Source organism: Sphingomonas sp. Root241 (genome assembly GCF_001428865.1).
Lineage (GTDB): Bacteria > Pseudomonadota > Alphaproteobacteria > Sphingomonadales > Sphingomonadaceae > Sphingomonas.
Genome location: NZ_LMIV01000002.1, coordinates 625,142 through 645,057, shown reverse-complemented (window position 1 = coordinate 645,057; position 19,916 = coordinate 625,142). Strand labels below are relative to the sequence as shown.

Below are 19,916 nucleotides of genomic sequence, written 5' to 3'. Positions count from 1 at the left end.
GGGGAGTTTTGCGGTTGAATGTCGATACGACCCAGCTCGGAGCACGGAGCGCTGTTCGCACATGACGGCGGGCGCAGCGGAAATCCCCTCTTTCGTAAACGCGGTATGCTCGCTAGCCTGCACGAAAGACATAAGAGGGGAGAGAACGGATGGCCAGTTCGAGCGCGCCCGCGGCCGATCGCAAGGCGGGGCCCTATGCGTGGTACGTCCTGATCGTCCTGTTCCTCGTCTATGCCTTGAACTTCATCGATCGCCAGATCCTGACGATCCTCGCGCCGCATATCCGCCGGGATCTCGGGCTCAGCCATGCCGATATCGGCTTCCTCTACGGGACCGCGTTCGGGGTGTTCTACGCCTTGTTCGGCATCCCGCTCGGCCGGCTGGCCGACAGCTGGCATCGGGTCCGGCTGATGACGCTCGGCCTCGCTTTGTGGTCGACGATGACTGCGCTCTCCGGACTTTCCCGGTCCGGAGTCCAGCTCGCCGCCGCGCGTATCGGCGTGGGGGTCGGCGAGGCGACTGCGAGCCCCTCGGCCTATTCGCTGATCTCGGACTGGTTCCCCAAGCGCCAGCGCGCGACCGCGCTCGCAATCTATTCGGCGGGGATTTATCTCGGCGGGGGCTTCTCGCTGTTCCTCGGCGGCGCGATCGTCGACTGGTGGAACGCGGCGTACCCCGTCAACCCTCCGTTCGGGCTTGTCGGCTGGCAGGCGGCGTTCATGGCGGTCGGCCTGCCCGGCCTCGTCCTCGCGCTCTGGGTGCTGACGCTGCGTGAACCGATGCGTGGCCAGTCCGAAGGGCTGATGGCGCCGCCGCATCCCGCGCCGTTCAAGAGCTTCCTCGAGGATCTGCTGACCATCATCCCGCCGCTCACCCTGCTCGGCGCCGCCCGCAACGGAGCGGCGGCATTGCTGCGCAACCTCGTCGTCCTCGCGCTGGTCACTGCCGCAGTCTACGCGCTGATCCGCTTCGACGGCCCGAAGTCGCGCGCGCAGTGGATCGCAATCGGCATCGGCGTCTACGCCGTCTACAGCTGGTCCGCGGCGCTTCGTCACCGCGACGCGCCCACTTCCAGGCTGATCCTCGGCACCCCCGCCTTCCTCGCGGTGGTGCTCGCTTACGGCCTCAACGCCTTCCTCGCTTATTCGGTCGCCGGTCTCGCCCCCAGCTATGCCGTGCAGGTCTTCGGCATCACCAGCCGCGAGGCCGGGCTGTGGATCGGCGGTCCCGCGATCCTCGGCGGCTTTCTCGGCGTGACTCTGGGCGGGATCGCCGCCGATCGCCTGCGCCGGCGCTGGGCGTCGGGGCGGATCATGGTGATCCTGTTCGGCAGCCTCGCGCCGATCCCGTCGCTGGTGATCGCCTTCACCACGCCGGACAAGGCCCTGTTCTACGCGATGCTGCCGCTCACGCAGGTCCTCGCGAGCTGCGCCCTGGGTGCCGCCGCCGCCGCGACGCAGGACCTCGTCCTGCCCCGCATGCGCGGCACCGCCACCGCCGCCTTCTTCATCGGCACTACGCTGATCGGCCTCGCCATGGGCCCCTATCTCGCCGGCCGCATCGCCGACCTGACGGGCAGCCTTTCGACCGGGATCCTCTCCCTGCTCGCCACTTTGCCGCTGGCCGTCGGCGCCGCGATCGCCGCCCTCCGCCTCGTTCCTGCCGCCGAGGCGAGTCGCGAGGCCCGGGCAAGGGAAGCAGGCGAGCCGCTCTAGCTCCGTGCGCGCAGCCGCAGCCGCGCCATCATCATCCGCACATTCTCCAGCGGCCGCTCGAGCGCCTCGGCGATATCCTCGGGCAAGCCGCCCAGTTCGAGGCGGCTCCGCAGCTCGGTGATGTGGCTCTGGGTCCAGCGCTGATGTGCAATCATCCCGCCCCTATGCACCATACCGGGCGGCGAGGCGCCTGTAATCGGCGTGCAGGGCGGGCATTAAAGCCCCTCCCCTGAAGGGGAGGGGCTAAGTCAGTCTCAAGGCGCCTCCGCCACCACGAACCGCGCATGGTCCGCCCGGTCGGAGCGCGCGCCCGGGCTGGTCGCCGAGACTTGCCCGCTCGCCGGGTCCACCGTCAGATAGCGGTTGGTCGCCAGCGACATCAGCATCGGCTCGCCATAGATCGTCTCCATCCACTGGAAGGTCTCGCCGACGCCCGCTTCGCCCGGCTTGACCCAGGCGTCGCCGGTCGCGTTGATCGAGAGGTGTCCGCCGCCCAGCGCCAGCGCCACGCGCCCGGCTCCCCTGTCGACGATCCGGAACCGCGCCGGCTCGCCACCCTCCTGCGCCAGGATCGAAGTCTCGTACTCGGCCAGCCCCAGCTTCGTGCCCAGCAGCGTCAGCGTCACGGTCCTGCCCAGCGGGATCGGATGCATCAGCCCCTTCGGATTCGGTTCGGCGACCTCGAAGCTGTCGAAATCGGCATAGCCGCCCGCGCGCCCCGCCGCGTTGAACGCGAACAATGCATAGCGGATGCCCTGGAACGTCTTGAGCTGGAACGCCATTGCGAACGGCTCGCCGATCGGCGTGAATTTCCGCCCGTCGAGGCTGTATGCGAACCGCGCCTGCTCGGTCAGGTAATCGGCATCGGCGCGCAGCCAGATCCGCCTGCCCGTGAACGGCACCCGCACGCTTTTGTCGCCCAGCTGGTCATGGAACTCGATCGCCAGTCCGCCGCCGTCGCGCTTCACGCCCAGCGTCCGATACGGCAGCCCGAGCAGCGCCAGCCCCGCGACATCGCCGTCGCGCAAGCCGCCGGTCTCGAGCACCGCCGTCGGCACCGAGCGCGGCCCGATCGCGCGCTGGGTCAGCGAATTGCGCGCCGCCATGAAATCCACGGCCGGCAGCGTATGCAGCCGCAGGAAGCCGCGCCGCTCCTTCAGCGACCAGCGCGCATCGTCGGGCACATGGTTCCATTGCCACACCCGCCCGAGCGCCGGCCCCGAAAATGCATCGTCGCGCACATAAGGCGCGAACGGCTTCTGCACCACGCCGGTCGCCGGCTTCAGCCATGTCCGCGGCGTCCGCCCCAGATTGCCCGGCAGCCCGAAATAGGGCCAGCCGTCCTGCCAGGTCACCGGCGACAGCCCGATCAGCCGTCCCAGCGAGTTGAAGTCGGTCATCGAGAAGCCCCAATACGCCCCCTGCGCCGTCTGGACGAACCCGCCCTGGTGGAGCACGTTGCGCCCCGGCGTCGTGGTCGGCGGCGCGATGTCGAACGGCGGTTTCGCCGCGCCGCGATGGCGATAGCCGACTTCGCTTCCCCAGCCTTCGTCGAGGCTGACCGCATGGTTCACTTCATATGGGCCATAGGGCTTGTCGGCGCGCGCCATCGGCATGCGCATCCGCCCCGAATACCACGCGCTGGTGATGAAATAGCGCCCGTCGATCTTGTAGAGGTGCGCGCCCTCGCCCATCCCCTGATCGGCGCGGATGATCACCCGCTCGCTCCCCGGCACCAGATCGTCGAGCGCCTGGTTGAGCTGCGCCATCCGCACTTCGCGATAGCCCCAGACGACATAGACCTTGCCGTCATCGTCGAACAGAACGCCGAGATCGTGGAGCGATCGCTTCATCGGCGTGCGCGTCCACGGCCCCGCCGGATTGGTCGCGCGGAACACCTGGGTGGTGTGCCCGTTGACGTTCGAGAAGATGTAGAATGTGCCGTCGTGATAGCGGAAGCTCGGCGCCCAGATGCCCTGCCCGTACATCTCCTTGCCGCCTTCGAGCCGCATGTCGGGCCCCAGATCCATCCGGTCGAACGCGTAGCCGAGCAGCTCCCAGTTCACGAGATCGCGCGAATGCAGGATCGGCAGCCCCGGCATCGTATGCATCGTCGTGCCGGTGAGATAGTAATCGTCGCCCACCCGGATCATGTCGGGGTCGGAGAATTCGTCGTAGAACAGCGGATTGGTGAAGGTCCCGTCGCCATTGTCGGCGGTCCAGGTTTGCGCGGCGGCGGGCAAGCCGGCCAGACACAGCAGCATGGCCATCCATAACCGCGATATCCGAGCCATATTCCCCTCCTGCATGGTAGCACAGCGCTATTGAGGGTGCCGCGAAACTGTCAATCGAATTATCAGACTATTGGCAATCAAGGGGGAGAGACGGATGTCCCAGCGTCTGACGCGCCGGCAGCTGATCGGCGGAGCCGCTGCGGCCGGCGGTCTCGCGAGCCTGCCCGGCCGTGCCGCGGCCCGCGCGCCGGCCTCGACATTGTTCCGCGAAGTCCTGCTCGTCGACGGCACCGGCGCCGCCCCGCGCTTGGCCGACGTGCTCGTCACCGGCGATCGGATCGCGCGGATCGCGCCGCCCGCCACCGCCGCGCGCGTCACTGCCACCCGCATCGTCGCGGGGGAGGGCCGCGTCCTCGCGCCCGGCTTCATCGACACCCACAGCCACGGCGATCCGCTCGACGATTCGTACGAGAGCTTCCTCGCAATGGGTGTCACCACGATCGTCCTCGGCCAGGACGGCAGCGGCCCGCGCATCGGCAAGGACCTCGACCTGCGCAGCTGGATGCACGCAGTCGACCGCGCCCAGATTGACCTCAACGTCGCCGCGCTCGCCAGCCACGGCACGCTCCGCCGCGCCGTGAAGATCCCCGACGCGGTCCGCCGCCCCGACGAGGCCGCGCTCGCCCGCATGGCGGCGCAGCTCGAGGCCGAGCTCCGCGCCGGTGCGTTCGGCCTTTCCTATGGCCTCGAATATGTCCCCGGCATCTATTCGCAGACGCCCGAGCTGACCAATCTCGGCCGCGTCGTCGCGCGCCATGACGGCGTCGTGATGAGCCATATGCGCTCGGAGAATGACGAGGAGATCGAGGCGTCGATCGACGAGCTGATCGCCTCGTCGCTCCCCGCCCGTCCGCACATCTCGCACCTGAAGGTCGTGTTCGGCAAAGGCGAGGCCCGCGCCCGCGCCTTGCTCGATTTCCTCGCCGCGAAGCGCGCGCAGGGCATCCGCCTCACCGCCGACGAGTATCCTTACACCGCCGGCTATACCGGCATCGCGATCCTCTTCCCCGAATGGGCGCTGCCGCCGACCGATTATGCCGGAATCGTCGCGGCACGCCGGCAGGAGCTGCGCGACTATCTCGAGAAGCGCATGGTCCGCCGCGGCGGTCCCGAGGCATTGCTGCTCGGCACCGCGCCTTATGCCGGCAAGACCCTCGCGCAAGCCGCCGCCGAGGCGGGCCTTCCCTTCCCCGATTTCCTCGTCAAGCTCGGGCCCCAGGCGGGCTCGGGCGCACATTTCACGATGGACGAAGTGCTGCAGGACACGCTGATCGTCGATCCCCATGTCGCGATCTCGACCGATGGCGGCCCCGGCATGCGCCATCCCCGCGCCACCGGCACCTACGCCAAATGGATCGAGCAATATGTCGTCCGCGACAGGAAGCTCCCGATCGAGGAAGCAGTGCGCAAGGCGACCGGCTTCCCCGCCATTATCCTCCGCCTCGCCGATCGCGGCGTGATCCGCGAGGGCGCGCAAGCCGATTGCATCCTGTTCGATCCCGCAAAGGTGAAGGCGCGCTCCACCTATGTGAACCCCTTCGCGATGGCCGAGGGCTTCGACCTGGTGATGGTCAACGGCACGTCCGCGTTCGAAGGCGGCCAGCGCATCGCCACCGCGGGACGCCTGTTGCGGGCGCGTTAGATTGGGAATCTAGTTAGACTAAACCTTCGTCATCCCCGCGAAGGCGGGGACCCATCTCCGACAGTTGCCACAAGCGCGCCGGTGCATTTTGCCGCTCCCTCGGGAGATGGGTCCCCGCCTTCGCGGGGATGACGGATTTGAATGTGGATCCTCAACCTGGCGAACCCGGGACGCCCCCTCACAGCTTCACGCCACTCCAACCGGAACCATCCCCCTCGATGCCTTCCACAATTGGCGGTTGACGAAGTCGGGCGCGAGCCGGCGCAGGAACGCCACCTGGTTCGTCTGCCCCGGCCGGATCTCGAGCTTGCCCGCCTTCAGCGCGGCGAAGCTCTGCCGGACCAGTTCCTCGGTGCTGATCTTGCTCACTTCTTCGGGAAATTCGGAAGTCAGGTCGGTGCGCACCGCCGGCGGCATCAGCTCGATGACCTCGACGCCAGCCTCCTCGAGCTGGAAGCGCAGCGACTGGGTATAGGAGTGCACGGCCGCCTTGGTCGCGCTGTAGATCGGCATTGCCGGCACCGGCGCGAAGGCGAGCATCGACGAGACGTTGATCACGCTGCCCTTGTTGGCCGTGAGGATGTGGATGAGCGCGGAAGTCACGCGGATGACTCCGCCGACATTGGTCTCCACTTCGGCGGTCAGTGCCGCCAGGTCGGATTCCGGTTCCCTGAGGCTGCGGATCGTGCCCGTGCCGGCATTGTTCATCAGCACGTCGAGCTTCGGGAATTCGCTTTTCACCCGCGCGGCGAGGGCGGCGACCTGCGCCGGATCGGCGACGTCGCCCTGGATCGTGTGCAGCTTCGGGTGGCGCGCCTTTACCGCATCGAGCACGGCCTGCCGGCGCCCGGTGACGATGACTTCATTGCCGAGCTCGAGGAACTTGAGCGCGAAGGCGAGACCGATGCCGGCGGACCCGCCGGTAATCAGGATGGTACGGCCGGTGAGTTTCATGGGACATTCCTTCGCGACTCCCCTTGATCGGGGTTGCATTATGATTACTTAGTGATATTATGATCGTAATGCAAATATTAAAATGACGAGGAAAATCCATGCGCTACGAAAAAGGACATAAGGACACGTCTCGGCAGCGGATCATGGACGTCGCCGCCGAACGCTTCCGCTCGGACGGGATCGCCGCATCGGGGCTCGCGGGGATCATGAGCGACGCCGGGCTGACCAACGGCGCCTTCTATCCGCATTTCAAATCCAAGGCGGATCTCGTCCGCGACAGCCTGGCGGCGGCGATGGAGGATCAGTCGGCCCAGCTGCGCGCGATGGTCGCGGATGGCGGCCTCGAAGCGGTCATCGCCGCCTATCTGTCACCCGAACATCGCGACAATCCCCAGATCGGATGCACGCTGTCGGCGCTCCTCCCCGAGCTTGCCCGCCAGCCGCTCGACACCCGCCTCGTCCATATGGAGCGCATCCTCGACGCAGTGAGCGAGATGGCGCGGGCGCTGCCCGACGGAACCGGCGATCGCGAAGCAAAGGTGATCGGCATTTACGCCACGCTCATCGGCACCCTCCAACTGGCCCGCGCCGTCCACGGCACGCCTTTGTCGGAACGCGTCCTCGCCGCCGGCGCCGACGCCGCACGCGAGCTCGTGCGCGGCGCCTCGGGGGGATCCGCCTGAGCGCTGCTCACGCCTCGCTCGAGGGACAGCTACTCTTCGTCATCCCCGCGAAAGCGGGGACCCATCTCCTACCGCATCTACGAGCGCGCCGGTGCATTTTGCTGCTCGCTCGGGAGATGGGTCCCCGCTTTCGCGGGGATGACGCGTTCTGAAAACGAACCCCCAACCCAGCTCAGCCCCGCTCACCCCGCCTTGCACAGCCGGTCGGTCGCCAGCGCGATCCGTGATTCCGCGGTCGCCCGGTTCGAAGGGTCGTTCTCCACCCCGCGCGTCTCGGTGTTGAACGCCAGCAGGCTGCCGATCCCCTGGTCGGGGCACAGGCTCAGATAGGCGCGGAACCCGTTCTGGTCGCCGTTGTGCCCCACGATCCGCACGCCGTCGCTCCGGTCGAGGAAGAAGGAAAGCCCGCTCCACGTCGTCTTCGCCATCCGCCCCTGGGTGAAGTCCTCGCCCGCCGCGATCTGCGGCCGCCACATCTCCTCGAGCGACGCGCGCTTGAGCACCAGATCATATTCCGCCGCGCGCCGCGGATCGCCGAGCAGGAACGCGACATATTTCGCCATGTCGGGCAAAGGCGCGTTGAGCCCGCCGTTCGACACCGTCACGCCGGTATCGACATCGAACGGCGCCGCGGTCCGCTTGCCGCCGCGCACATAATAACTGTGCGATCGATGCGGCAGCAGGAAGGGCGGCGTGCGGTCGAAACTGCTCGCATGCATGCCGAGCGGCCGCAGGATGTTCTTGTCGACATAGACTTCGAAATCCTCGCCCGAGAGCCGCTCGATCACTTGCCCGAGATAGACGATCCCCGGATTGGAATAGCTGAACTGGCTGCCCGGCCGGAACTTCACGTCGGTATACGGCAGCATCGCCGCCAGCTGCGCCCAGCTCTTGGGCTCGAACGGCTGCCAGTCGCGGTCGCGCCAGCGCCACGTGCCCCCGCCGAAGCCCGCGCTGTGGCTCATCAGCTGGCGGAGCGTGATCGCGCCCGTGTCGCCGAACGGATTATGCACCGCCGCCAGCTCGGGCACGTAGCGCACTACGGAATCGTCGAGCGTCAGCAGCCCGCGGTCGCGCAGCTGCATAATCGCGATCCCGGTCATCGTCTTGGTGATCGACGCCCAGTGATAGATCGTCTGCGCGTCGACCGGCACATGCGCCTCGGCATCCTGCTCGCCGAGATGATCGGCGATGATCGTCTGCCCGCCGCGCACCACATAGAAGCTGCTTCCGACGATCCCGGCCTTGCGCATCTCGGCGCGGTGCAGCGCGCGGAACTCGGCCACGGCCTTGTCGAACGCCCGCTCGTCGGCTTTTGCCGGCCCCGCGAGCAGCGACGATGCGAGCAGCAGGCAGGCGGCGAGCCGGCGGAACATAAGCGACCTTCCTCAGGGGATGAGCGGTCGCCGATTGTGCGGGCTGGCGGGCGGCTGCGCAACCGGAATACCCGGGGCGACCGCCGCCCGCCGGCTCACATCGCCTGGAACACCCCGCAGGCGATCCGTCCGCCCGAATTGCCCGAGGGATCGGTCTTGTAGTCGTCGGGATCGGCGTGGATCACGATCGCCGCGCCGTCCTGGTCGAGCAATTGCTGATAGGTGCCGCCCGGCAGCGTGAAGATCGTCCGGTCGCGGCCGTTGCCGCCCTCGTCGATGTCGAGATTGGGCATGTCGCCGGCATGCGGACCCGCGGGGTTCTCCTTGCCGTGCTGGTGCGTGGTCGGATTCCAGTGCGGCCCCGCGCTCGCGAAGCTCGGCCCCTCGCACTTGCCGACCGCGTGGATATGCGTGCCGTGCGGCCCCGGCGGGAGCTTGCCCGCCTCGACCATCACCCGGATCGAACCGTCGACTTCCTCGGCGATCGCCGTGCCGATCGTCTCGCCCGCGGCGTTCTTGATGTCGGCCTGGGCGCGATAATGCCCCGCCATATAGCGAGCATTCTCCTGGGGCGTCGCGCACCCGCTCAGGCCCACCACTGCCGCAACCGCCACCATCGCACCGCGCTTCATGACTCACTCCTGCCGGTCATTGTCCGGCCCTAATGGACCCGCATCGCGCAGGTTCCAATCCCCTCAGCCGGTTCCCAGGCAATCTCCGTCGCGCTTACCGCTCACGCTGCCGATGCCGAGCACGATCTTGCCCCGCCGCGAGAAGGTCAGCGCCTGCCAGCGCCCGCTATTCCCCACTGCGGTGCGGCTGCGCAGGAAAGTCAGATGGAGCATCTCATATTGCTCGGGATCGATCATTCCTTTGTCGATCATGCAGCGCCACTGCGCGACGTTCCACGCGTAATCGCGCGCCACGCCATCCTGGTCGATGGTTCGCGAGAGCGCCTCGTACCAGGCGAAGATCGCGCGCAGCCGGTCCCAGCGCTCGGCCTCGGGCATCGCCGCCAGCTTGGTCCGCAACCGCGCGAGATCCTCGTCCGCCGGAAAGAAGCCCTGCTGGACCTTGGTGTCGATCGCCCAGCGCACTTTCCGCATCGTGATCGGCTGCCCGGCGAACACGCGCAGCAAATCCGCCCGCACCTCCATCAGCAATGCGACATAGGCGTCGGTCTGCACCTGCAGCATCGTGTCGCTCTCGAAGATCGCAGTCAGTTCGGCGAGGATCACCGGATTGAGCTTCCCGTCCGCGCCATGCGCCGCGAGGATTCCCTCCCGGCATTCGTCCTTCACCGGCACCTTCAGGCAATCGCGCGAGAACAGCAATCTGCCATAGGTGGGCGCCAGCGTCTTGCGCGTCCGCCCGAACCTGCCGCCCAGCCGTTTCTTCCACGCCTTCAGCACCGGCTGCAGGCTGCCCGTGCCGTAATTCCACTGGCTCATCCCCACCGAGACGAGCTGGCTGTCGAAATTGCCCACCGGCATTGCCCAGCAGCCCATCGTCTCGGGGATCGCGGTCTCGGCCATCCGTTCGAAGATCGCCGCCCGGTCCAGCCCGATCTCCGCCAGCCGCGCCGCCGCCTCCGGATCGACTCGCAGAAACGCCTCCTCGCGCACCTGCCGGCACACCGGCGCCGCGGGCGCAACCTGCGGCCCCGCCTGGATCGTCACGGCAAGCGCCAACCCCAGCATTCCCATCCTCCCCCTCCGTTCGGCCCTGAGCAGGGCGTATCGAATTCAACCGCGAAACTCCCCTCCCTGCAAGGGAGGGGCAGGGGGTGGGTGCGACCCCGGCGAAGGCCGGGGGAGCCCATCGAGCTGCTCGCAGAAAAAGGAAAGGCCGGGCATCGAGCCCGGCTTTCCTTACCCACCCTAACCCCTCCCTAAAAGGGAGGGGAATCTGAATGCTAGCACTCAGGCGCAGCCCCCGGCGTCCTGCCCCAGCACGTCTGCCAGCGCGCCCAGTCCTGCGCCTGCGCCGCCTCCGCCTCGTTCGCCAGCCTCCACTCCGCCGCGGCGATCGCCTTGCCCAGAGCGGCGTTGGTCTCCTCGCGCGTCGCCACCGGCTTCTGGAAGACCTGCCCCCCACGCCCCTGCGCCGGATTCGCCACGCCGGCCCCCGCCTTGCCCGCCGCCGCCTCGCGCTGCCCGCGCAGCACCAGCGTGCGCAGCAGCGATTCCGAAAAGCGCCAGCGGTGCCCGACGATCTGCCCGCCGTGCACGATCGGCTCTTCCCAGCCGTGCACCGCGCGCTCGAACGCGACTTGCTCCACCGTCACCGCCTGGGTCTCGAGCGCAATGTCCCAGTCCTTCGCGAACCGCGCGCATTGCTCGCGCAGCCGATAGGCCGAGGTCGACGAGATTCGCGCCCGCGCACAGGCGTCGCGGACGCTCCCGGTCTCGGAGAGCGCGCGCAGGAACAGCTTCCGCCGCGCCTCGCCCCAGCCGTCGCGCCGCTGCCGCAGGTCGCCCAGCGGCTCCTCGGCCGGCGCCCGCGCCGCCTTGCCCTGTTCGGCGATCCACGCCGCCTGCTGCTCGGCGAGCACCGCCGCCCAGCGCGCCGCGAAGTCCGGGCAGCGCCGCCGCCGTCTATACGCGACCGATTGCGACCGCCCGATCGCCGCCGCCGCATCGCGCACCCGCCCGGTGAAGCGCAGCGCGAGCAGGAACGCCTGCTCGGTATCCACGCTCCACCGCGCGAACGGCTTGGGCGCGGTCCGCGGCGCCCAGTGCGGCGGCGACATATCGGTCATCGAAGCGGCTCCCCATCCTCAGCGAGCCGAACCAATTATAGCATCTTTTCCAACATTGAAAGAACCAAATAGGAACAACCCGTCACGCCGGCGCGGCCTCCTGCTCCGCCTCCGCGGCCGCCGTGGCAGCCGCGACTGCCTCGCCGACCCCGCTCACGCCCAGCACCAAAGGCAGCAGCGGCGGCTGGATCCAGCTCTGCACTTCGGCCGGGTCGAACAACGCCGTCACGCCGAATTCCTCGTTATAGGCCACGGTGTGCTGGAACAGGATCTCCTTCGCCAGCGTCGCGCTATCGGTGATCTGGCCATATTCGCGCGCGCCGGTGAACAGCGCATTGTTGTTGGTGGCGACATAGGGGTTGGACGATCCGCCCGCGAAGGTCTCCGCCATCGTGCGCAGCGCCGCCACCTCCGCGCTCATCTTGACGCCGGTATAATACATCGCCGTCGTCCACGAGAAGATGCCGGTGGTGACCTGCGCCAGCCCCGGCCCGGTGCTCGCGCCCGCCCAGGCATTGGGCACCAGATCGTGCGCATTATACTGGTTGGCGTTCCACATCTGATAGCCGCTGCCCGAAACCACCGGATAGGCCGCATTGAACGCAGTCGCGAACGCCGCGTCCGCCGTGGTCGGTCCCGCGGTCGGGAAGGTGTAGACGTTCTGCCAGCCGCTGCCCGACGTGCCGTTCGGATAGAGCGTGTAGGCGAGCAGGGGCGTCAGCCCGCCGCCCAGGCTGTGCCCGCAGAACACCAGATCGTCCGCCGCATTCGCCGCGCCGCTCAGGAAATCCTGCAGCGAGGTTCCCCCGGCCTGGAGGCTCAGCAGCGCCTGCAGCCCGGCGAAATTGCCGACCGTGACGTTCCCCGCATTGGTCCCCGGCACCGGCACCATGTAGAGCGGCACCGCGGCGAGATCCTCGAAGAACACATTGTACGGCGAATGCGGATTGGTCGCCGAGATCGGCACGACATAGACGTTCTGGCTGCTATTATAGCAGACCGCCGCGGCCTGATCCGAAAAGTCGCTGAACGGCGCCTGCCACACCGCCGGCCCCCACACGATCTGCCAGTCGTCGCCATTGGTGAAGTCGGGATTGGTGATCAGGGCCTGCAATTCGCCCTGCAGATAGGTGGTCAGCGTCGCCGCATCGCCCGTCTGCGTCGCCGCCGCGCAAATTTCGATGGCCAGACAATATACTTGTTGCTGAATGGTCGTGCAAACAGACATCGCCATACTCCTTCGGTTGTGAACGAAGAGATGCAGGTAGTTCTATTGAGTATCTGCACAGAGTCGAGTCGATATCTTGCCTAACCGCCATCTCACCATTTCTTTAAGGTGCGCGATTGTTTAATTTACATGAAACCACGGTTTAATTTACATGACCGCCCCGGGACACTCTCCGGCCCGGCGCGTGTCTCATCCCGGATCAACGCGCCACCGCCTGCGGGAAACCCCCGATTGTCGATGCCAGACACGCTGGCTAAGCCACGCACATGATGCCACAATTCGCGCTTCCGCTGCTCGCCCTCGCCGCCACTCTGCTCGCGCCGCCGTCCGTCCCGCAAACCGCCGGCCAGCCCGATCCGGCGCTCGAGGCCAAGGTCAAGGCGCTCGGCGAGGAAGCCATGGCCGCGCAGGCGAAAGGCGATCAGGCCGGGATGCTCGCCAAGTTCGACGCGATCGTCACGCTCACCCAAAACCCCGATGCGATGCACAAGCTCGGCCATTTCTACGAAGGCGCGAAGGACGTGCCCAATGCCCCGGCCCGGGCGCGGCACTGGTTCGTCGAATCCGCCACGCTCGGCGTCGCCGAGGCGCAGAAGGACCTCGCCAAGGCACTCGAAGCCGAGGCGTCGCTGTCGAACGAGGACTATGCCACTCTGGTCGAGGCGCTCGCGAAGGGCGCCGGCAAGGCATACAATGCCGAGGGCAAGGCGATGCTCACCCGGCTCGCCGCCAAGTACGGCGCCGTCACCCGCTGCGCGATCGATTCCGCCAAGCGCCTCGGCTATGTCGCCGACGACGCCCAGGCACTGATGAGCCGCGACAATCCGGTCCACTGGTACCGCGTGCGCACCGGCAGCGGCAACACCGCCGCCGGCGACCGGATCAACCTCTACGGCGCCAGCGAAGCCGACACCTTCTCCCCCACCGCGCCCTACGCCCGCCTGAAGGTCACCGGCGACGGCTTCACCGGCATCAAGGTCAACCGCTACCCGGGCGGCGAGGGCCGCTATCTCGAGATCAAGGACTATACCGGCTATGTCGAAACCCCCTCGGCCGAGGGGCGGCGGGACATCGAGATGATCGTGAAGACGTGCCGGGGGTGACAGCCTCAAACTCCCCTCCCTGCAAGGGAGGGGCAGGGGGTGGGTGCGCGCGTCTGCGCGCCCAAAAAGAATCGTCAGACCCACGCTTCGCGCGACCCTTGCAGGCAAGCGAACGGCTGGAGCCGATACGCCCCACCCGAAAATTCCTCTCCAAGCCAAGCGTGAACGGGAGAGTTACCGCGCAATCACCTGCGCATCGATCGCCGCCAGATATTCCTCTTCGGAAATCTGGTGATCCACCACGGCGATCATCAATTCGGCCAGCCTACTCGGCGAGCTTGGCCATCACTTTCGGATAAAGCGCCTTCGCCTGCTCCAGCGCAGCCGGCGGATCGAACTTCTCACCCGTCGGATGCGCCCCACGGACGGGGCGCCGACCGGGCTTGCGCGCAAACATGCTGTCCTCCTGCCCACGGTGCCAAGTATCGGTACTAGGATGGGTGTAGTCAAACCCGGGAGGAGCACCAAGCATTTTGGAAGCGAAGGCCGAATTCTCGAACCTTTTGAATCGGTTAGATAAATTTGCCTAACCCGTTGATTCTGTTATAGTATTGCCATGGCTGAGACCTCGATCGAATGGACCGATGTCACTTGGAATCCGGTCGCCGGATGCACCGTGGCGACCGCTGGCTGCACCAACTGCTATGCGATGCGGATGGCAGCGCGATTGGAGGCGATGGGAACGCCGAAATACGCAGGCTTGACGCGGAAGAGCGGTGACCGCTTCGTTTGGACTGGCAAAATATTTCAGGATCGAGCCGCCCTTGCCGCGCCATTTCGGTGGCATAAGCCTCGCACGGTATTCGTAAATTCGATGTCCGATCTCTTCCATCCGGACGTTGACACCGACTTTATCGCTGAAGTCTGGGCTGTCATGGGCGCGACTCCTCGGCATACCTACCAAGTGCTAACCAAGCGTCCGGAACGGATGCGTCAACTACTGGCCCGACCCGAGTTTTCCGTACTGCCGAACGTCTGGCTTGGAACCTCTGTTGAAGACCACAGGGTACTTTCCCGCATTGGCGATCTTCGCGACACTCCGGCAGCGATCAGGTTTATCTCGTTCGAACCGCTGATTGGCTCCGTGGCAGACGCCAATCTCACCGATATCGATTGGGCGATAGTCGGAGGCGAAAGTGGACCTCGCGCACGCCCCATGCCGGCAGAGTGGGTCGAAGAGATCGAGCACTTATGTCGCCTCGCCGGGACAGCCTTCTTTTTCAAACAATGGGGTGGCCGGAATAAAAAAGCGGCTGGACGCCTCCTCAGGGGACGAACCTACGACGAGATGCCGGTGTGTATTTCCGCCTGACATGATCTACACCGCGCTTGATTAACGGAATGGCCGGACGGTTGTTTGATAAACAGTATAGCTCAAAGAAATCACTACCATTAACGATCAATGGTATGGGCTCGGAAACGTAGCAAAATAGATTTTCTAGTTGCTTTCTGGCAAATGCACTAATTTGCTCGGGAGTGGCGATTCTTCCTTTAGTTTCCACTGGAATCTGGTCAAATAATCCTCCCTGAATTGGGCGCGAGCGATAGAACTCCTCCTCCCAATCGTCACAGCCAAATATTTGCGCAAGCTTCTGGCGCTTTGCCTCGTCAACTCCACGCAGATCGTGTGCCAGCTGTTGCACAACTGCTTTCCGTGGGAAGAGGTACCACACGTCAACGCGCTTTGTGCCGGCCAACGTTTCAAGCGTCCGCCAATCAACACTCATGCCGTAGGGGTCTAGGAAGACCACACCTCGCTGGCGACCCGCTGTGGAGCCCCCAGACCATGGCCGAGATGAAAAAAGCGCCCGAAGCTCCACGTTCGCCTCTCCGGGTTGCACGGAGATATCTAGAGAGAATTCCTTCTTCAGCGCCCGTAGCGCATTGGCGCGGCCCAAATGCTGCTCGGTGAACCAGTAGTGGTTAAAAGGCGGCTGGATCTTGAGTGCTTTACGGGCGCTACCGTCCAGAATCTCCTCGACGTGCTCAATTGGCCGCCCCTCGAAGATTCCACCTTTCTGAAGCTCGGCGTGACGATCGCCCGTTCCTGCGAAGGCATCAATGTACCACGTCTCAAACCCTTGGTTCTTTAATGCCTTCTGATAGAAATCTAGGTACTCAGTGAGTGCCTTTAGCTTGATCTCTGTCCACACGCCGCCGAAGCGATGCGCAACGCGATTCTTCGCGGTCAAACATTCCCTCCTTGCTTCGTACCACTCAATTGATCTCAGATTTCACCAAAAGCCAATGATAAATCCGATAGCGGAGCAATGTCATGGGTGACTATTTCCTGACAAAGTGACCATATCAACTCAGCCACAATGTTGCATTTTGCGCCGTCCAACGCGCAATTCGGCACCACCTTCAACCCGCTATGCCAGCGCGGTCTCCAGTCAACGCGGACGACCCCACACCCCTCCCCTTCCCCTCCCGCCCCCTCCGCGCTAAGGCCCGGCCCGAATCTCGCATTCGCAGCACCCTCCGGCGCGCCCGCGCGTTCCTCCTAAGGATCGCGTCCCCCGAGCGCCCGGGCCGGACAAAGAAAGGATCCCGCGCCCCATGACCGCCATCGGCAACGATACGCTCGGCACTCGCGACACGCTCACCGTCGGCACCGCCACCTACAGCTTCTATTCGCTGCCCAAGGCCGCGAAGAAGCTCGGCGACATCAGCCGCCTGCCGTTCAGCATGAAGGTGCTGCTCGAGAACATGCTGCGCTTCGAGGACGGCAAGACCGTCACGAAGGACGATGCCCAGGCGATCGTCGACTGGCAGAAGGACGCCCGCTCGAACCGCGAGATCCAATATCGCCCCGCGCGCGTGCTGATGCAGGATTTCACCGGCGTGCCCTGCGTGGTCGATCTGGCGGCGATGCGCGACGCGATCACCAAGCTCGGCGGCGATGCGGCCAAGATCAATCCGCAGGTCCCCGTCCACTTGGTCATCGATCACTCGGTGATGGTCGACGAGTTCGGCACGCCGCAGTCGTTCGGCCAGAATGTCGAGCTCGAGTACGAGCGCAACCTCGAGCGCTACGAGTTCCTCAAATGGGGCTCGAAGGCGCTCGACAATTTCCAGGTCGTCCCCCCGGGCACCGGCATCTGCCACCAGGTCAATCTCGAATATATCGCCCGCTCGGTCTGGTCGTCGCAGGCGCCGGACGGGTCGACGATCGCCTATCCCGACACGCTCGTCGGCACCGACAGCCACACCACGATGGTCAACGGCCTCGGCGTGCTCGGCTGGGGCGTCGGCGGGATCGAGGCCGAGGCCGCGATGCTCGGCCAGCCGGTGTCGATGCTGATCCCCGAAGTCGTCGGCTTCAAGCTGACCGGCGCGCTGGGCGAGGGCATCACCGCCACCGACCTCGTCCTCACCGTCACCCAGATGCTGCGCGCCAAGGGCGTGGTCGGCCGCTTCGTCGAATTCTTCGGCCCCGGCCTCCACTCGATGACGCTCGCGGACCGCGCGACGATCGCCAACATGGCCCCCGAATATGGCGCGACCTGCGGCTTCTTCCCGATCGACGAGAAGACCATGGATTATATGCGCCTCACCGGCCGTCCGGACGAGACGATCGCTTTGGTCGAGGCCTATGCCAAGGCGCAGGGCATGTGGCACGATTTGGACAGCCCCGAGCCGATCTTCACCGACAGCCTCGAGCTCGACATGTCGAGCGTCCGCCCGTCGCTCGCCGGCCCCAAGCGCCCGCAGGACCGGGTCAGCCTCGACGCCGTCGACGAAGTGTTCAACGCCGACCTTCAGAAGGTCTATCACAAGGACCGTGCCGCGCGCGTCGCGGTCGAGGGTGCCGAGCACGACATCGGCGACGGCGACGTGGTGATCGCCGCGATCACGTCGTGCACCAACACCTCGAACCCCTCGGTGCTGATCGCCGCCGGCCTCGTCGCCCGGAAAGCGCGGGCGCTGGGCCTGACCCGGAAGCCCTGGGTCAAGACTTCGCTCGCCCCCGGCAGCCAGGTCGTGACGGACTATCTCAACAAGGCCGGCCTCAGCGAGGATCTCGACGCGATCGGCTTCAACCTGGTCGGCTATGGCTGCACGACCTGCATCGGCAATTCGGGCCCCCTCGCCGAGCCGATCAGCGCCGCGATCAACGGCAACGACATCGTCGCCGCCTCGGTCCTGTCGGGCAACCGCAACTTCGAGGGCCGCGTGTCGCCGGACGTCCGCGCCAACTTCCTCGCCTCGCCGCCTTTGGTCGTCGCTTATGCCCTCAAGGGCACCGTGACGGAGGACATGTACGAGACGCCGATCGGCGAGGGGACCAACGGGCCGGTCTTCCTCAAGGACATCTGGCCCTCGAACGAGGAGATCGCCGGGCTGATCGCTGCCAACATCGACGATGAAATGTTCCGTACCCGATATTCGAATGTCTATCTGGGCGATCGTCACTGGCAGGGGATCACCGTCGCCGGTTCGGACACCTATTCGTGGCGCGCGGGCAGCACCTACATCCATAATCCGCCCTATTTCGAGGGGCTTACGATGACCCCGGCGCCGGTGCAGGACATCATCGAGGCCAAGCCGCTGGCGATCCTCGGCGATTCGATCACCACCGATCACATTTCGCCCGCGGGCAGCATCAAGGCGGACAGTCCGGCCGGAAGTTTCCTTCAGGAACATCAGGTTAGCCGGAAGGACTTCAACAGCTACGGCGCCCGCCGCGGCAATGACGAAGTGATGGTGCGCGGCACTTTCGCCAATATCCGCATCAAGAACGAAATGGTCCCCGGCATCGAAGGCGGCATGACCAAGTATCACGATCAGGTCATGCCGATCTACGACGCCGCCATGCGCCACAAGGCCGACGGCACCCCGCTGGTGATCGTCGCCGGCAAGGAATACGGCACCGGCTCGTCGCGCGACTGGGCGGCGAAGGGCACCAACCTGCTCGGCGTCCGCGCGGTCATCACCGAGAGCTTCGAGCGCATCCACCGCTCGAACCTGGTGGGCATGGGCGTGGTCCCGCTCCAGTTCGCCGAGGGCGTCACCCGCGAGACGCTGCGGCTCGACGGTTCGGAGACCTTCACCATCACCGGCGTCGCCGATCTGCGCCCGCGCCAGGACGTCGAAGTCACGCTCACCCGCAAGGACGGCAAGACCGAGACCTTCCAGACCCGCTGCCGCATCGATACGGTCAACGAACTGGAATATTTCCTCAACGGCGGCATCCTGCAATACGTGCTGCGCAACCTCGCGGCCTAAGCCGTTCGGGAGAGACAAAAGGCCGCGGCGGAGCGATCCGCCGCGGCCTTTTGCTGTGTCCGTGCCGCGTAAGGCTGGGCCGTATCGACATTTGGATTCCCCTCCCTGCAAGGGAGGGGTTAGGGGTGGGTAAGGAAAGCCGGGCTCGATGCCCGGCCTTTCCTTCATTCCATGCAGCTCGATGGGCTCGCTGCGCTCGCACCCACCCCCTACCCCTCCCTTGCAGGGAGGGGAGTTTCGGTGCTGAAGTGCCAAGCCGCGGAAAATTTTCAGGCTTGCAATGTAGGATTTCGCATGGAACAAACCAGAAACATCGTTTCCGGTTTGAACAGCAGTGACACGCCGCGCGGAAATTTTTTCCCCGCAACACTGCGGAAAGGAACGGCGAAGGAAGAAAGACCCGGCTTATTCCTGGATGCCGAGCAACTCGATCTTGAACAGCAGGGTCGCGCCGCCCGGGATCGGGCCCTTGCTCACCGGACCATATGCCAGGTCAGACGGCGTGGCGATCTCGATCGTGTCGCCTACGCCCATCATCGGCACGGCCAGCTGCCACGCCGGGATCAGCGCACCGAGCGGGAAGGTCGCCGGTTCGCCGCGGGTGTAGGAGCTGTCGAACTCGGTCCCGTCGACCAGCGTGCCGGCATAATGGATCCTGACCGTGTCGCGCACGGTCGGGTGCTTGCCCGATCCGTCGCCCTTGATCCGCCGCCAGCGCAGCCCGCCCTGAAGCGGCTGCCACCCCTCGCTGGCCTTCAATTGCGCGAGCGCCAGCATCTGGCGGTTGTGCCACGCGGCGTCCTGCGAATGGTCTTCGCCGCCGGCCTGCATCGCCACCGCCGCGGTGCCGAGCAGCACCACCGCCAACCCCACACCGACGAGTTTCGCGTTCTTCAAGCCCATCACTCCTGTCCCCGAGACGTTACGAGGC

17 protein-coding genes are annotated in these 19,916 nt (G+C 65.7%); 6 read left to right on the top strand and 11 right to left on the bottom strand.

Annotation, left to right across the window (positions count from 1 at the left end):
- The first annotated feature begins 149 nt into the window (after positions 1-149).
- A complete protein-coding gene (locus ASE13_RS13625) occupies positions 150-1,715 on the top strand; it encodes a spinster family MFS transporter (RefSeq protein ID WP_056616760.1) in 1,566 nt (521 codons plus the stop codon).
- Here the strand turns inward: ASE13_RS13625 and ASE13_RS19900 are convergent.
- Both ASE13_RS19900 and ASE13_RS13620 read right to left on the bottom strand, forming a co-directional pair.
- Positions 1,712-1,870, bottom strand: coding sequence for a hypothetical protein (locus ASE13_RS19900; protein ID WP_156404885.1), 159 nt, complete (start codon positions 1,868-1,870; stop codon positions 1,712-1,714). The genes ASE13_RS13625 and ASE13_RS19900 overlap by 4 nt on opposite strands.
- Positions 1,871-1,969: 99 nt before the next feature.
- The gene (locus ASE13_RS13620) at positions 1,970-4,009 is read right to left on the bottom strand and encodes a glycoside hydrolase 43 family protein (RefSeq protein WP_056617860.1); all 2,040 of its coding nucleotides are present in this window, start codon (positions 4,007-4,009) and stop codon (positions 1,970-1,972) included.
- Positions 4,010-4,103: 94 nt separating this feature from the next.
- Between ASE13_RS13620 and ASE13_RS13615 the strand changes: the two genes are divergently transcribed.
- Positions 4,104-5,651 (top strand): N-acyl-D-amino-acid deacylase family protein, encoded by a 1,548-nt coding sequence (locus ASE13_RS13615; protein ID WP_056616757.1) that lies wholly within the window; start codon positions 4,104-4,106, stop codon positions 5,649-5,651.
- 186 nt (positions 5,652-5,837) lie between these two features.
- Here ASE13_RS13615 and ASE13_RS13610 read toward each other — a convergent pair whose 3' ends face one another.
- On the bottom strand, positions 5,838-6,605 hold the full coding sequence (locus tag ASE13_RS13610; protein WP_056616754.1) for an SDR family oxidoreductase: 768 nt from the start codon (positions 6,603-6,605) through the stop codon (positions 5,838-5,840).
- 98 nt (positions 6,606-6,703) lie between these two features.
- Between ASE13_RS13610 and ASE13_RS13605 the strand changes: the two genes are divergently transcribed.
- Positions 6,704-7,288: a TetR/AcrR family transcriptional regulator gene (locus ASE13_RS13605; protein WP_056616751.1), complete on the top strand. Its 585-nt coding sequence runs from the start codon at positions 6,704-6,706 to the stop codon at positions 7,286-7,288.
- A 182-nt stretch (positions 7,289-7,470) separates the two neighbouring features.
- On the opposite strand, the gene ASE13_RS13600 is transcribed toward ASE13_RS13605, so the two are convergent.
- The 5 genes from ASE13_RS13600 to ASE13_RS13580 all read right to left on the bottom strand — a co-directional run bounded on the left by ASE13_RS13600 (position 7,471) and on the right by ASE13_RS13580 (position 12,653).
- Positions 7,471-8,664: a serine hydrolase domain-containing protein gene (locus tag ASE13_RS13600; RefSeq protein ID WP_056616748.1), complete on the bottom strand. Its 1,194-nt coding sequence runs from the start codon at positions 8,662-8,664 to the stop codon at positions 7,471-7,473.
- A gap of 95 nt (positions 8,665-8,759) precedes the next feature.
- Positions 8,760-9,296 (bottom strand): superoxide dismutase family protein, encoded by a 537-nt coding sequence (locus ASE13_RS13595; RefSeq protein ID WP_082596786.1) that lies wholly within the window; start codon positions 9,294-9,296, stop codon positions 8,760-8,762.
- 63 nt (positions 9,297-9,359) lie between these two features.
- The gene (locus ASE13_RS13590; RefSeq protein WP_156404884.1) at positions 9,360-10,364 is read right to left on the bottom strand and encodes a hypothetical protein; all 1,005 of its coding nucleotides are present in this window, start codon (positions 10,362-10,364) and stop codon (positions 9,360-9,362) included.
- A 215-nt stretch (positions 10,365-10,579) separates the two neighbouring features.
- Positions 10,580-11,425 (bottom strand): hypothetical protein, encoded by an 846-nt coding sequence (locus ASE13_RS13585; protein ID WP_056616742.1) that lies wholly within the window; start codon positions 11,423-11,425, stop codon positions 10,580-10,582.
- Between the two features lie 82 nt (positions 11,426-11,507).
- Entirely contained in the window at positions 11,508-12,653 is a 1,146-nt protein-coding gene (locus ASE13_RS13580) for a lipase family protein (RefSeq protein ID WP_156404883.1), read from the bottom strand.
- A 266-nt stretch (positions 12,654-12,919) separates the two neighbouring features.
- Between ASE13_RS13580 and ASE13_RS13575 the strand changes: the two genes are divergently transcribed.
- Entirely contained in the window at positions 12,920-13,756 is an 837-nt protein-coding gene (locus tag ASE13_RS13575) for a hypothetical protein (RefSeq protein ID WP_056616736.1), read from the top strand.
- Between the two features lie 265 nt (positions 13,757-14,021).
- Here the strand turns inward: ASE13_RS13575 and ASE13_RS20360 are convergent, their stop codons facing one another.
- Positions 14,022-14,153: a hypothetical protein gene (locus ASE13_RS20360; RefSeq protein ID WP_268801300.1), complete on the bottom strand. Its 132-nt coding sequence runs from the start codon at positions 14,151-14,153 to the stop codon at positions 14,022-14,024.
- 159 nt (positions 14,154-14,312) lie between these two features.
- On the opposite strand from ASE13_RS20360, the gene ASE13_RS13570 reads away from it, so the two are divergent.
- Complete coding sequence (locus ASE13_RS13570; protein ID WP_056616733.1) at positions 14,313-15,068, top strand: DUF5131 family protein; 756 nt, start codon at positions 14,313-14,315, stop codon at positions 15,066-15,068.
- Here ASE13_RS13570 and tcmP read toward each other — a convergent pair.
- Positions 15,022-15,948: a three-Cys-motif partner protein TcmP gene (gene tcmP / locus ASE13_RS19525; RefSeq protein WP_162254695.1), complete on the bottom strand. Its 927-nt coding sequence runs from the start codon at positions 15,946-15,948 to the stop codon at positions 15,022-15,024. The two genes, ASE13_RS13570 and tcmP, sit on opposite strands and share 47 nt — an antisense overlap.
- 367 nt (positions 15,949-16,315) lie before the next feature.
- Here tcmP and acnA point away from each other — a divergent pair, with 367 nt between their 5' ends.
- Positions 16,316-18,985, top strand: a complete 2,670-nt coding sequence (gene acnA / locus ASE13_RS13560; RefSeq protein WP_056616727.1) for an aconitate hydratase AcnA — start codon at positions 16,316-16,318, stop codon at positions 18,983-18,985.
- Between the two features lie 405 nt (positions 18,986-19,390).
- Here acnA and ASE13_RS13555 read toward each other — a convergent pair whose 3' ends face one another.
- Complete coding sequence (locus ASE13_RS13555) at positions 19,391-19,882, bottom strand: FKBP-type peptidyl-prolyl cis-trans isomerase (RefSeq protein WP_321164350.1); 492 nt, start codon at positions 19,880-19,882, stop codon at positions 19,391-19,393.
- Positions 19,883-19,916: the final 34 nt, after the last annotated feature.

Bases quoted from the DNA above. Each gene is read 5' to 3' on its own strand.
- ASE13_RS13600 (WP_056616748.1), bottom strand. From the start codon at position 8,664: ATGTTCCGCCGGCTCGCCGCCTGCCTGCTGCTCGCATCGTCGCTGCTC.
- ASE13_RS20360 (WP_268801300.1), bottom strand. From the start codon at position 14,153: ATGTTTGCGCGCAAGCCCGGTCGGCGCCCCGTCCGTGGGGCGCATCCG.
- ASE13_RS13570 (WP_056616733.1), top strand. From the start codon at position 14,313: ATGGCTGAGACCTCGATCGAATGGACCGATGTCACTTGGAATCCGGTC.
- ASE13_RS19900 (WP_156404885.1), bottom strand. From the start codon at position 1,870: ATGATTGCACATCAGCGCTGGACCCAGAGCCACATCACCGAGCTGCGG.
- ASE13_RS13605 (WP_056616751.1), top strand. From the start codon at position 6,704: ATGCGCTACGAAAAAGGACATAAGGACACGTCTCGGCAGCGGATCATG.
- ASE13_RS13615 (WP_056616757.1), top strand. From the start codon at position 4,104: ATGTCCCAGCGTCTGACGCGCCGGCAGCTGATCGGCGGAGCCGCTGCG.
- ASE13_RS13575 (WP_056616736.1), top strand. From the start codon at position 12,920: ATGATGCCACAATTCGCGCTTCCGCTGCTCGCCCTCGCCGCCACTCTG.
- ASE13_RS13590 (WP_156404884.1), bottom strand. From the start codon at position 10,364: ATGCTGGGGTTGGCGCTTGCCGTGACGATCCAGGCGGGGCCGCAGGTT.
- acnA (WP_056616727.1), top strand. From the start codon at position 16,316: ATGACCGCCATCGGCAACGATACGCTCGGCACTCGCGACACGCTCACC.
- ASE13_RS13595 (WP_082596786.1), bottom strand. From the start codon at position 9,296: ATGAAGCGCGGTGCGATGGTGGCGGTTGCGGCAGTGGTGGGCCTGAGC.
- ASE13_RS13625 (WP_056616760.1), top strand. From the start codon at position 150: ATGGCCAGTTCGAGCGCGCCCGCGGCCGATCGCAAGGCGGGGCCCTAT.
- ASE13_RS13610 (WP_056616754.1), bottom strand. From the start codon at position 6,605: ATGAAACTCACCGGCCGTACCATCCTGATTACCGGCGGGTCCGCCGGC.
- ASE13_RS13620 (WP_056617860.1), bottom strand. From the start codon at position 4,009: ATGGCTCGGATATCGCGGTTATGGATGGCCATGCTGCTGTGTCTGGCC.
- ASE13_RS13580 (WP_156404883.1), bottom strand. From the start codon at position 12,653: ATGTCTGTTTGCACGACCATTCAGCAACAAGTATATTGTCTGGCCATC.
- ASE13_RS13585 (WP_056616742.1), bottom strand. From the start codon at position 11,425: ATGACCGATATGTCGCCGCCGCACTGGGCGCCGCGGACCGCGCCCAAG.